The organism is Halomonas jincaotanensis, assembly GCF_018448785.1.
In the GTDB taxonomy this organism is placed as follows: Bacteria; Pseudomonadota; Gammaproteobacteria; order Pseudomonadales; family Halomonadaceae; genus Halomonas; species Halomonas jincaotanensis.
Map to the genome: position 1 here is coordinate 69,849 of NZ_JAHCLU010000019.1, position 11,943 is coordinate 81,791.

The window sequence follows — 11,943 nt, forward strand, 5'->3', positions numbered from 1 at the left end:
ACGTGGGATGACAATAGAATCTCAACGTTAATTAGATGTGGGCACCTGGCCAGGGTTTCAATGTCGTGACCGTGTTTAAGCGTTTGGGCCTTCAGATCGGCGCCGGCTTCGCCGGATTTCACCTTTGGCAGGCTCTGGTGCGCTGGGTGTCGATTCCGCTGACGCTGGTAGTATGGGGCGAAGGTCAACGCTGGTCCTGAATGCATACGTGGAGGTAAACAATGAGCGAGACGAAAACAGGGCAAGCCAAAGCGCTGCGCGCCTGGAAGGGTGTGCTCCCGCAACTGGGTGAGCGGGTCCTCATCGATCCCACCAGCATGGTGCTGGGCGACGTGGAGTTGGGCGACGATTGCTCGGTATGGCCCATGGCGGTGATTCGCGGAGACATGCATCGCATCCGGGTCGGTGCGCGTACCAGTGTCCAAGATGGCTGCGTGCTGCACATCACGCACGCCAGCGATTTCAACCCGAACGGCTTCCCGCTGACCATCGGCGACGAAGTGACCATCGGCCACAAGGCGATATTGCACGGCTGCAACCTGGGCAACCGTATTCTGGTGGGCATGGGCGCCATCATCATGGATGGGGCGGTGGTCGACGACGAGGTCATTATCGCCGCGGGCGCGGTCGTGACGCCGGGCAAACATCTGGATAGCGGCCATGTTTACGCGGGCAATCCGGCGAAGGCGCTGCGTCCGCTCAAGGACAAGGAGCGCGCCTTCTTTCGCTATACCGCCGGCAATTACGTCAAGCTGAAGGACGAGTATCTGGCTGCCGCTACGGATTGATGCTACAACTTATTGATTTACATCGGTTGCGAGGTGATAATCTGTCGTTTTATCCAGTAATCGAGGGCTCGCCCCGGCATGGCCGATTTTCGTACCCATCTCAGTGCCGCCGTGGGCGGTGGTGTCCTGATGGCCGTGGTTGGCTGGCAGGGAGCCCTCTGGACGCCGGGCGAAGCGCTCACGGTAGCGGGCCTGACCACCTTCGGCGGCATTCTTCCCGATATCGATGCCGACCAGTCGCATGCCGTGCGGCTTATCTTCAATACGCTGGCCCTGCTGGCGGTGGTGACGGGAGCGCTACTGATGGACGCCCGACTGGAGCCGGGCATGCTGCTGATGGCGTGCGGTGGGCTCTATATCGGCGTGCGCTTTGTGCTGAGCCCGATATTCAAGCGCTTTTCGGTGCACCGTGGGATATGGCACTCGCTGTTGGCGGGCGTACTCTGCGCGCTGGCCACCAGCGCCGTCAGCTACCGTTTCCTGGACCTGGAGCCTCGGCTGGCCTGGTCGCAGGGGGTGTCAGTAATGGTCGGCTTCTGCATCCACCTGCTGCTCGATGAGCTCTTCAGCGTTGATCTTACCGGGGCGCGTCTCAAGCGCTCGTTCGGCACCGCGTTCAAGCTCTTTGACTACCGTAAGCCGCTCAACTCTCTGCTGATGTTGCTGCTGGCCGCAGGGCTGATGCCCTGGTTGCCCGCCTGGCGCCAGTTGAGCGAGCTCGCCGCTCAGGGCATGGCGCTCTGGCGGTAATCTTCGGCCCTCAGCCCATATTTCTTCAGCTTGTCGTAGAGGGTCTTGCGCGGCAGGCCGAGCTGACCGCAGACCTCGTTGATGCGACCGCGATGCCGAGCCAATGCTTGGCTGATCAGGCTCTTCTCGAACAGCTCCACCTGCTGGGGCAGGGCGAGGTCGCCGGTGTCGCTTTCCACGCCTTCCAGCAGGGCGTCGAGACGGTAGTCGCAGGTGGCCCCGAGCAGCACATAGCGCTCGGCGAGGTTGCGCAGTTCGCGTACGTTGCCCGGCCAGTCATGAGTGAGCAGTGCAGAAATGTCGGGGGCGTCCAGCGGCGGGTATTCCAGGCCGCTGCGGTTGGCGGCGACCACGGCGAAGTGCTGGAACAGCAGGGGCACGTCCTCGCGGCGCTCGCGCAGGGCGGGAATCGGCAGCGTGACCACGTTGAGCCGGTAGTAGAGGTCCTCGCGGAAGTTGCCGGCCTCGGCGGCGGCCTTGAGGTCGACCTTGGTGGCGGCGATCACGCGGATATCCAGCGGCACCGGCACGTTGGCCCCCAGGCGCTCGACGCTGCGCTCCTGCAGCACGCGCAGCAGCTTGACCTGCAGCGCCAGCGGCATCGATTCGATCTCGTCGAGAAACACGCTGCCGCCGGTGGCGTGTTCGAACTTGCCGATGCGCCGTTCGACGGCACCGGTGAAGGCGCCTTTCTCGTGGCCGAACAGCTCCGACTCGATGGTGCTCTCGGGTACCGCCCCGCAATTGATGGCGACAAAGGGGCGGCCGCCACGGTTACTGCGCTCATGAATGGAGCGAGCGACGAGGTCTTTGCCAGTGCCGGTCTCGCCGAACAAAAGCACATCGGTTTCCACCTGGCTGATGCGCTGGACCATCGAGATCAGTCGCTGAATGACGTCGGTACGCCCGACCATGCGTGGCCCGGGTGCATTCTGCTGGGCCTCGAGTTCGGCCTTGAGGCGACGGTTCTCGAGGCTCAGGCGACGCTTCTCGACGCCGCGTCTCACCACTTCCACCAGACGCTCCCCAGCGAACGGCTTTTCAAGGAAGTCCCAGGCGCCTTCACGCATCGCTTCTACGGCGGTGGAGATGTCGCCGTGGCCGGTGATCAGGATCACAGGCAGGTCCGGGTCGCGCAGCCGGACCTCCCGCAGCAGTGTCATGCCATCCATGCCGGGCATGCGAATATCGCTGACGATCACGCCGGGGAAGTCCGGTGCGAGGCATTCAAGCGCCGCTTCGGCGCTGGCGTGCGGCTCGGGCGTGTAGCCGGCCAGCTCCAGGGTCTGACCGGCGGTGATGCGCAGGTGGGGCTCGTCGTCGATGATCATCACCGGGGTGGCCGACGGTTCATGCATGGTAAGAAGTCTCTTCAGGAGTGTCGTGGTCTTCGGGGCCGGCTATGGCTTGGGAGGAGGCGTGGATGGTGGTTTGGGTATCAGCGGGCAAGACGATACTGAACAGCGCTCCGCCTCCGTTAAGGTTAGTCGCCACCAGGCGGCCACCCAGTTCGTCAATGATGCGCGAGGAGATGGATAGCCCCAGGCCAAGGCCGCTACCGCGTGACTTGGTGGTGAAGAAGGGCTCAAAGACTTTTGCCAGGTGCGCCTCGGCGATCCCCGGCCCGTTGTCGGCCACGCCGATGGTGACGTGATGCGCATCACGGTCGATCGAGAGGCGCAAACGGGGCTCGGGGGTGTCCGCCATGGCTTGCAGGGCATTGCCGATCAGGTTGACCAGTACCTGCTCAAGTCGTACCGGATCGGCATGCACCCAGATCTCTTCCCCCGGCCAGTGCCTCTCTATGGTGACGCCAGCATAGTGCAAGCGGGTCTGAAACAGGCGCAGGGCATAGTCGAAACAGGCCGGCACCGAGACGGCGCTGGGCCTGTCGCCGCTCTTGCGCGAGAACTGGCGCAGCTGGGCGCTGATATCGGCCATGCGCGAGGTGAGCTCGACGATCTGCTCGAGGTTGCCGGCGACCGCCTCGGGGCGCTCGCGCTCGAGGAAGGTGCGGGCGTTCTCGGCATAGGCGCGGATGGCCGCCAGCGGCTGGTTGAGCTCGTGGTTGATGCCGGCGGCCAACTGGCCAAGGACCGCCAGCTTGGCGGCCTGGATCAGTTCGTCGCGGGTCTGGCGCAGCCGCTCCTCGGCATGTCGACGCTCATCGATCTCGTCGGAGAGGCGCCGGTTAGTTTCGACCAGGTCGTGAGTGCGCCGCTGTACGTTGCGCTCGAGCTCATCACGGGCCTGGGCGAGGGTGCGTCGCTCGCGTTCGGCGAACTGCTCGCGTTCGCGACGCAGCCTCAGGCGTTGCCAGCCGATGCCGCCGCCGAGCATCACGATACCGTAGAGGCCGCCGACCAGCAGGGCGGAGAGCCACTGGGCGCGGATCACCGGGGATAGCGGCTTGAGAATGTGCATGTCCCAGCCGAAGGCTTCCAAGGGCCGCGACAGGCTCAGGTAGCTACCCGCCGTTAGTGGGCCCTGTTCGAAGCCGACGAGGCGGCTGGCCTCCCCGCGCGACTCGAGCACGCGAATTCCCGACGACGACAAGGGTTGATCGGCATAGCGGCGGGTGTTGCGAAGCGCAGCATGCGTCTCCTCCGACAGCGGATGAAGGGCACGCATGCGCAGTTCCGGATGACTGGCCATGAAGATGACATCGTCATGGTCGGTGACCAGCAGCTCGGCCTCCTGGTCGGCCCATTTCTCTTCGACGCTATCGAGCAGTATCTTGATGACCAGGACGCCATCAGGGGTGGCGTCGGGGGCGGTATCATCGAGCCAGACCGGCGCGGAAAAGTAATAGCCCCGCTCGCGCGATTGTACGCCCAGGCCGAAGAAGCGGCCCTGATGGCCGGCGATGGCGTCCTGGTAGTAGCTTCGAAATGCATAATTCTGACCGATGAAGGTGTCGGGGCGATGCCAGTTGCTGGCCGCCAGGGTGTCGGCGTTGCGGTCGAGCAGGTAAATGTCGGAGACGCCGGCGATGGCGCGGAAGCGGTCCAGCAGCAGATTGAGCGGCATGGGGTCCAGGCCGTCTGGATTGGACAGGAAGCGCCTCACACCCTCCCGTGAGGCAAGCAGCCGAGGCAGGTATTCGTGACGGGACAGGTGACCGACCAGGCCCTCGGCCGAGAGGCGCAGCTCGTTTTCGGCGTCCTGCTGCAGGCTCTGCAAGGCCTGCTCCCGCGCTAGTTGGGCGGCCTGCCACATGCTCAGCACCAGGCCCAGCGATGCCACCAGTAGGATCAGCAGGCGTCGCCAGCCCCGAGACAGGCGTGACGGCGGAGGGCCTGCCTTCATGGGGCGGCGTCTTATCCCGATACCGGCATCGCCTGGGCGCGTCGCAAGGCGCGCTGGGCACGGGTTTCAGCGCGTTCGAGTTCGAGAAGGTTCTCTTCGACGAAGACCAGGTGCTCGTGAGCCCGGCTACGAGCATCCTCGGCGCGGCCTTCGAGGATGGCGTCAAGCAGGGCGCGGTGCTGCTTCATCAGCTTCGGGCGTGATTCGGGTTTTTCGAATAGATGCGCGAGGTTGTCGACGATGCTGCGCTCGAGCAGATGAAAGATACTGCGGATGGTATGCAGCAATAGCACATTATGCGCAGCCTCGGCGATGGCCATATGGAAGGCGGCGTCGGCCTTGGCTTCAAGGGCTGGGTTGCGGCCCTTGAAACAGGCCTCGAGTTCTTCGAAGCGTTTTAGCAGTATGGCCTTGTCGGTGGGGGTGGAGCGCAGGGCCGCGTAATAGGCGGAGATGCCTTCCATGGCGTCGCGAAATTCCAGCAGGTCGAGATGAAATTCGCCGTGTCGCGACAGCATCTCGAGTAGCGGGTCGCTGTAGCCGGTATTGAGCTCTTCGGTGATAAAGGTGCCGCCACCCTGCCGGCTTGATAGCACTCCCCGCGCGGAGAGCTTCTGGATAGCTTCCCGCAGCGAAGGGCGTGACACACCGAAGCGCTCGGCAAGCTCGCGCTCGGGGGGAAGCCGTTGGCCGGGTTTGAGGCTACCCTCAAGAATAAGGGCCTCGAGGCGTTCGGTGATGACATCGGCGAGGCGAGGCTGGCGAACGGGCTGATAGGCCATGAGCTAGCTTCCTGAGCGTATTGAGAAAGACTGAGGATAACGCGCCTTAATTGGTATTACCAATATGGCGAGCCTGGTGCATCGTGGCTGAGTCACGACCGACATTGACGGAAGGTCCAGGCGCAGGCTTGTTTCGTAAAATGTTTAGCATTCAACTTGTTGCCTTTGAGCCACAGGGACTTATACCAAAGTATAGAGGCAATTGGCCCCCTGTTGACGGCACTGTGTTTGACATGTAAGGGCTGGCTACGTAACGTAACTTATCTTTCGGGTAAATTGGTAATACCAATTTACCTCAAGCCTTGCCCCACAAGACCATCGTATGAAAGTGATCATGAAGCGCCTTCACCGAGAGCATTCTCGAGGATTTTATCCATGACGCCAGTCAAGCTCTATCCACCCAGGCCGGAAAAAGTCTATCTCTTTGGGACGTGCCTTATCGATATGTTCTACCCCGAAGCGGGTCTGGATGCCATGCGGCTGCTGGAGCGGGAAGGCATCGAGGTGCATTTCCCGGAAGACCAGACATGCTGCGGCCAGCCCGCCTATACCTCTGGCTACCAGAGCGAAGCTCGGGCGGTGGCGACGGCACAGCTCGGGCTCTTCCCCGAGCCCTGGCCGATCATAGTGCCGTCAGGTTCGTGTGGCGGCATGATGCGAACCCACTATCCGCAACTCTTCGCCGGCACCGAGCAAGAGGCGCTGGCGACCGAGGTCTCGGGGCGTATCTACGAGCTGACTGAATTTTTGGTGCATGTTTGTCATCTCAGGCTCGATGACCGAGGACAGCCAGAGAAGGTGGCGATGCACACGTCGTGCAGTGCCCGGCGCGAGATGGGGCTGGCCGAGACCGGCCCGGCCCTGCTGAAAAGCCTCGGTCAGGTGGAGCTGGTGGAACAGGTGCGCGCTGCCGAGTGCTGTGGCTTCGGCGGGACCTTCGCTGTCCGTCATCCCGAGGTGTCGGCGGCCATGGTCGAGGACAAGACAGTGGCAATCGAGCAGGCCGGTGCCGAGCGTTTCGTTACCTCCGACTGCGGTTGCCTGATGAACATCGGCGGGCGCTTCGAGCATCAGCAGAAGCCAGTCAAGGGCGAGCATATCGCCAGTTACCTGTGGCGGAGGACGTCATGACAGCTCAGAGTGATTCGGTTCAGGCCCATCCCGTAAAAAACCATACTGTACAGACCTATAGCCCGCGCGAGTTTCATCGTCAGGCACATGATGCGCTGGAAAATCCGCAGATTCGCGCCAATTTCCGCAAGGCCATGGACGGACTAATGGGTAAGCGGCGCGAAGTGTTCAGCGACTGGGACCTCGAAACCCTGCGCGAGTTGGGCGCCAACATTCGTCAGCGGGCGCTCGCCAAGCTCCCCGACCTGCTCGAGCAACTCGAAGCCAACTGCGAAGCCAATGGCATTCGCGTGCACTGGGCCGAGGACGGCGAACAGGCCTGTCGCCTCATCCGTGAGCTGTGCGAGGCGCGTGGTGCCAAATCGGTAATCAAGGGCAAGTCCATGGTGTCCGAGGAGATGCATCTCAACGAGCATCTCCAGGCCGCCGGCATTGACGCCCTGGAATCGGATCTCGGTGAATACCTGGTGCAGCTCAATCAGCAGACGCCATCTCATATCATCATGCCGGCGATCCATCTCAACACCGATGAGATCTCCGAGATCATGCATAACAAGACGGGAACCGAACGGACCCGTGATGTCGACTATATGACCGCCGCCGCCCGCCAGCAGCTGCGCGAGCGTTTCATGGCGGCGGACGTAGGGGTCTCCGGGGTCAACTTCGCGGTCGCCGAGACCGGCACGTTGTGTCTGGTCGAGAACGAAGGCAACGGCCGCATGACGACGTCGGTGCCGCCGGTTCACATTGCCGTGACGGGCATCGAGAAGGTGGTCGAGCAGGTACGCGATGTGCCGCCGCTCTTTGCCCTCTTGTCCCGCTCGGCCACCGGCCAGCATGTCACCACCTACTTCAACATGATTTCAGGGCCACGCAAGACTGCCGAACACGATGGCCCGGAAGAGGTGCATCTGGTGCTGGTCGACAACGGTCGCTCCAGCATCTACCAGGATGACGAGCTGATCGAGACTCTGCGCTGCATCCGCTGCGGCGCCTGCATGAATCATTGTCCCGTCTATACTCGCGTTGGCGGCCACACCTACGGCACGACGTATCCCGGGCCGATCGGCAGCATCCTGATGCCGCACCTGCTGGGCCTGGAGGATACCAAGGACCTGCCTAGCGCCTCGAGCCTTTGTGGTGCTTGTGGCGAGGTCTGTCCGGTCAAGATTCCGATTCCCGACCTGCTGGTGAGGTTGCGCCGCGAGGCGGTAGGCGAAGGGCGCGGCAATGTCCGTGGTGCCGGGGTCAAGCGCTCGAAAAAGGAAGTGGCCGCCTGGAAAGGTTTCCAGTGGCTGGCGACCCATCCGTCCGCCTGGCGGGGCGGTACCGCCGTGGCCGGCAAGCTGCGGGCGCTGACGCCCTCGCGTCTCGGTCCCTGGACCGAATACCGTACCGCGCCGAAGCCGGCCAAGGTGTCGCTGCATGCGCTGGTCAAGCGTCACCGGGCTGAAAGCAGGCCCTCCGATTCCCCGGCAGGTACCGAGGAGACGCGTTCATGAGTGCCCGCGATGCGATTCTCAAGCGCCTGCGTGATCGCACCGATGGCCCGTTGGCGGCGCCCGAATGCGATTTCGCCGTGGTGACCGATCGTGGCTGGAGCGCACAGGAGCGTCTCGAGCGCTTCGAACGGCTGATTACCTCGGTGCACGGCGAGGTGGTTCATTGTCACGAAAACGACTGGACCTCGGCCCTGATCGAGGTGTTGGCGTCAAAGGGCATCAAGCGCCTGGCGCTGGGACGGGAGCATCCGGTCGCCGCCGAGGCCCGTTCGGCGCTGGCCGAGCACGGGGTGGCGTTGGTCGATGTCGACCGTGATATCGAGCAGTGGCGTCGCGAGCAGTTCGATGATGTCGATGCCGGCCTGACCTCCACCCGCGGCGGTATTGCCGAAACCGGCAGCCTATGGCTATGGCCGACGCCTGACGAGCCGCGTTTGATCAGCTTGGTGCCGCCGATTCATATCGCCGTATTGGAGGGCAGCGGACTCGAGGACACCTTCTTCGATGTGGTGGAGCGTCATGGCTGGGCGGCGGGCATGCCCACTAACGCCCTGTTGATTTCCGGCCCCAGCAAGACCGCCGACATCGAACAGACGCTTGCTTACGGGGTGCACGGGCCACGTGAGTTGGTGGTGCTGGTGCGCCACACCAAGGAGGCAATATGACCACGGCAATCAATCCTGAAGCCTGGCGTGATCTGAAGGCCGCATTGGCCGACAAGATTCCTGAGGCGAGGTTGATCGACGACCCGCTGCGCACGCTGGCGTTCGGCACTGATGCCAGCTTTTATCGTCTGATCCCCAGGCTTGTCGTGCGCCCGCACGGCGAGAAAGAATTGCAGACCATTCTGGCCGAGTGCCGGGCGCGGCGGTTGCCGGTCACCTTTCGTGCCGCCGGTACTTCGCTCTCCGGGCAGGCAGTCACCGATTCGGTGCTGATTCAGCTCGGTCAGGGCTGGCGTGGTCATGAAATTCTTGACGAGGGGCATGCCATCCGTCTTCAGCCCGGGGTGATCGGTGCCCGGGCCAATGCCTTGCTCGCGCCATTCCAGCGCAAGATCGGCCCGGATCCGGCCTCGATCAATTCCTGCATGATCGGGGGAATTGCCGCCAACAATGCCTCCGGCATGTGCTGTGGCACGGCGCAGAACAGCTATCGCACTGTGCGCGATATTCGCGTGATCTTGGCCGATGGGGCCCTGTTGGACACGGCGGATGCCGACAGTGTCACTAGGTTTCGCCGCTCTCATAACGAGTTGCTCCTCGGACTGGAGCGCCTCTCGGCCGAGACTCGCGCCAATGATGAATTGGCCGAAAAAATCCGCCACAAGTACCGGCTCAAGAACACCACCGGCTATGCCCTCAACAGCCTGGTGGACTTCGAGGATGGCATCGAGATTCTCAAGCATCTGATGATCGGGTCGGAGGGTACGCTTGGTTTCATCAGTGCCATTACCTACGACAGCGTGGTGGATGAGCCGCAAAAGGCCGCGGCCCTGGCCTTCTTTCCTGACATGGGCACGACCTGTCGGGCGACGATCGCCCTCAAGCGCTCGCCGGTCTCTGCCGTCGAGTTGATGGACCGTGCCGCCCTGCGTTCGGTACAGGACAAGCCGGGCATGCCCGAGGTGTTGAAATCGCTGCCCGAGGGCGCGGCGGCGTTGTTGATCGATGTGCGTGGCAACGACGATGACGAGCTGGCGGCGCGCATGCTCGCAGCACAGCAGATGATCGAGGGTATCCAGACCCTCGAGCCGGTCACCTTCACACGCGACGCCGCCACTTACGCGCTTTACTGGAAGATCCGCAAGGGCCTCTTTCCGGCGGTGGGAGCGGTACGCGAGACCGGAACCACTGTCATCATCGAGGACGTGGCCTTTCCTATCGAGCGTCTCGATGAGGGCGTGTTGGCACTGACCGACGTCTTCCAGCGACACGGTTACCGGGAGGCGATCCTCTTCGGTCACGCCCTGGAGGGCAATCTGCATTTCGTCTTCCCTCAAGGTTTCGAAAAGCCCGGCGAGGTCGAGCGCTACCAGGCGCTGATGGACGATGTGGCGCAGCTGGTAGGCGTCGAATATGGCGGCTCGCTCAAGGCCGAGCATGGTACGGGTCGTAACATGGCACCCTATGTGGAGCTCGAATGGGGGGCCGATGCCTATGCCTTGATGTGGGAGATCAAGGCGCTCTTCGACCCGGAGAACTTGCTCAACCCCGAGGTTATCCTCAGTCGCAACCCCACCCTGCATCTGGAAAACCTCAAACCCATGCCAGCGGCCGACCCGTTGGTCGACAAGTGCATCGAGTGTGGCTTCTGCGAGCCGATCTGCCCATCGAAGGACCTGACCCTGACACCTCGCCAGCGCATCGTGATTCGCCGTGAGCTGGCCCGGTTGGAAGCATTGGGCGAGCGTGCCAGCGAAGATGAGCGGGCACGCATGAAGGAGCTCTGGGATGCCTATGCCTATCAGGGCATCGACACCTGCGCTGCGACCGGCCTGTGTGCTACCCAGTGCCCGGTGGGCATCAACACCGGCGATCTGGTGCGTAATCTGCGTTATGAACGAAACATGGGGAAGGCAGGAACGGCGCGTCTGCTCGGGCGCCACTTCTCCGGTACCACGCGCGTCGGGCGTGGTGCTCTGAACGTGGCGGGTGCTGCGCGTCAGGCGTTAGGGAAAAACCTTATGGGCAAGGCGACGGGTGGTGTTCGCCACCTGAGCGGTGATCGCTTGCCCCAGTGGAGTCCGGCCCTGCCCAGATCGGCACCGATTCGAGTGCTAAAGCGCGAGGCCGACGGCGAGGCCGGACGGGACAAGGTGGTGTATTTCCCCTCCTGCGCCACGCGGGTCTTCGGCGCCTCCTTTGACGACGCCGAAACGCGCTCGGTGATGGAGATCACGCTATCGCTGCTCGACAAGGCAGGCTTTGAGGTTATCCTGCCGGAAATGATCGGCCATCTCTGCTGTGGTATGCCGTTCCAGTCCAAGGGGCAGTTTGATGAGGCCAGCCACAAGGCAAGGGAGCTTAATCGCGAGTTGCTGATCGCTACCCAGAACGGGCGCTATCCGGTGCTTTGCGACACCAGCCCCTGTACCCTGCAGATGCAGTCGCATCTGGACGAAAGGCTCACCTTGACGGAGCCGGTAAATTTCGCCCATGACCACCTGTTGCCGCGTCTTGCCGTCACGCCGCTGAAGGAGCGCATTGCGGTGCACGTGACCTGCTCAAGTACAAGAATGGGGTTGTCGGAGCGTTTTGTGGCGCTGGCTCGTGCCTGTGCACAAGAGGTGGTGGTGCCCGCCGAAGTCAATTGTTGTGGGTTCGCAGGCGACAAGGGCTTCAATACGCCGGAACTCAACGCTGCCGCGCTCGAAGGGCTGGCCGAGCAAGTGGCCGGCTGCAGTGCCGGCTATTCAAACTCGCGCACCTGCGAGATCGGCCTGAGTCAGCATGGCGGTATTCCTTATCGGTCGATCCTGTCCCTCCTCGACCGAGCCAGCCGGGCGTCGTAATCTTTTTCTTTGCTCAGGTCTTGCGCCTGTGCGGGAGAGATCGTAGGATACGCATCCGCTGCCAGGGACGGGGGACGTTTTTGGCGGTGCAGGCGGACGAAGTGGTTGTTTTTCCTGAGGTTGGACGCGATTGGCAAGACAGATCGAATTGCCTCGGGGGTTGACAT

At 62.6% G+C, this 11,943-nt stretch carries 10 protein-coding genes; 7 read left to right on the forward strand and 3 right to left on the reverse strand.

Features of this window, described 5'->3' with window-relative positions; genetic code table 11:
* The first annotated feature begins 65 nt into the window (after positions 1–65).
* The 3 genes from KG088_RS19870 (at position 66) to KG088_RS15695 (ending at position 1,538) form a co-directional block, all read left to right on the forward strand.
* The gene (locus KG088_RS19870) at positions 66–200 is read left to right on the forward strand and encodes a hypothetical protein (RefSeq protein WP_264759064.1); all 135 of its coding nucleotides are present in this window, start codon (positions 66–68) and stop codon (positions 198–200) included.
* A 21-nt stretch (positions 201–221) separates the two neighbouring features.
* Positions 222–788, forward strand: coding sequence for a gamma carbonic anhydrase family protein (locus KG088_RS15690; RefSeq protein ID WP_213826931.1), 567 nt, complete (start codon positions 222–224; stop codon positions 786–788).
* Positions 789–866: 78 nt separating this feature from the next.
* A complete protein-coding gene (locus KG088_RS15695; protein ID WP_213826933.1) occupies positions 867–1,538 on the forward strand; it encodes a metal-dependent hydrolase in 672 nt (223 codons plus the stop codon).
* On the opposite strand, the gene KG088_RS15700 is transcribed toward KG088_RS15695, so the two are convergent.
* From KG088_RS15700 to KG088_RS15710, 3 genes are read right to left on the reverse strand one after another with little or no spacing between them, the layout of a single operon-like run.
* Positions 1,514–2,896, reverse strand: a complete 1,383-nt coding sequence (locus KG088_RS15700; RefSeq protein WP_213826935.1) for a sigma-54-dependent transcriptional regulator — start codon at positions 2,894–2,896, stop codon at positions 1,514–1,516. The two genes, KG088_RS15695 and KG088_RS15700, sit on opposite strands and share 25 nt — an antisense overlap.
* A complete protein-coding gene (locus tag KG088_RS15705) occupies positions 2,889–4,847 on the reverse strand; it encodes a sensor histidine kinase (RefSeq protein WP_213826936.1) in 1,959 nt (652 codons plus the stop codon). The genes KG088_RS15700 and KG088_RS15705 overlap by 8 nt, the downstream gene beginning before the upstream one ends.
* 11 nt (positions 4,848–4,858) lie before the next feature.
* A complete protein-coding gene (locus KG088_RS15710) occupies positions 4,859–5,629 on the reverse strand; it encodes a GntR family transcriptional regulator (RefSeq protein ID WP_213826938.1) in 771 nt (256 codons plus the stop codon).
* A gap of 375 nt (positions 5,630–6,004) precedes the next feature.
* Between KG088_RS15710 and KG088_RS15715 the strand changes: the two genes are divergently transcribed.
* Genes KG088_RS15715 through KG088_RS15730 form a run of 4 tightly spaced genes read left to right on the forward strand, consistent with a single transcriptional unit; the run spans position 6,005 to position 11,776 of the window.
* A complete protein-coding gene (locus tag KG088_RS15715) occupies positions 6,005–6,760 on the forward strand; it encodes a (Fe-S)-binding protein (protein ID WP_213826940.1) in 756 nt (251 codons plus the stop codon).
* Positions 6,757–8,262, forward strand: coding sequence for a LutB/LldF family L-lactate oxidation iron-sulfur protein (locus KG088_RS15720; protein ID WP_213826942.1), 1,506 nt, complete (start codon positions 6,757–6,759; stop codon positions 8,260–8,262). Before KG088_RS15715 ends, KG088_RS15720 begins: the two co-directional genes overlap by 4 nt.
* On the forward strand, positions 8,259–8,927 hold the full coding sequence (locus KG088_RS15725) for a LutC/YkgG family protein (protein WP_213826944.1): 669 nt from the start codon (positions 8,259–8,261) through the stop codon (positions 8,925–8,927). Before KG088_RS15720 ends, KG088_RS15725 begins: the two co-directional genes overlap by 4 nt.
* Positions 8,924–11,776, forward strand: coding sequence for an FAD-binding and (Fe-S)-binding domain-containing protein (locus KG088_RS15730; protein ID WP_213826946.1), 2,853 nt, complete (start codon positions 8,924–8,926; stop codon positions 11,774–11,776). Before KG088_RS15725 ends, KG088_RS15730 begins: the two co-directional genes overlap by 4 nt.
* Positions 11,777–11,943: the final 167 nt, after the last annotated feature.

Excerpts from the sequence above, each read along its gene's own strand:
- KG088_RS15720 (WP_213826942.1), top strand. The coding sequence starts at position 6,757 with ATGACAGCTCAGAGTGATTCGGTTCAGGCCCATCCCGTAAAAAACCAT.
- KG088_RS15690 (WP_213826931.1), top strand. The coding sequence starts at position 222 with ATGAGCGAGACGAAAACAGGGCAAGCCAAAGCGCTGCGCGCCTGGAAG.
- KG088_RS15710 (WP_213826938.1), bottom strand. The coding sequence starts at position 5,629 with ATGGCCTATCAGCCCGTTCGCCAGCCTCGCCTCGCCGATGTCATCACC.
- KG088_RS15730 (WP_213826946.1), top strand. The coding sequence starts at position 8,924 with ATGACCACGGCAATCAATCCTGAAGCCTGGCGTGATCTGAAGGCCGCA.
- KG088_RS15700 (WP_213826935.1), bottom strand. The coding sequence starts at position 2,896 with ATGCATGAACCGTCGGCCACCCCGGTGATGATCATCGACGACGAGCCC.
- KG088_RS15695 (WP_213826933.1), top strand. The coding sequence starts at position 867 with ATGGCCGATTTTCGTACCCATCTCAGTGCCGCCGTGGGCGGTGGTGTC.
- KG088_RS15715 (WP_213826940.1), top strand. The coding sequence starts at position 6,005 with ATGACGCCAGTCAAGCTCTATCCACCCAGGCCGGAAAAAGTCTATCTC.
- KG088_RS15725 (WP_213826944.1), top strand. The coding sequence starts at position 8,259 with ATGAGTGCCCGCGATGCGATTCTCAAGCGCCTGCGTGATCGCACCGAT.
- KG088_RS15705 (WP_213826936.1), bottom strand. The coding sequence starts at position 4,847 with ATGAAGGCAGGCCCTCCGCCGTCACGCCTGTCTCGGGGCTGGCGACGC.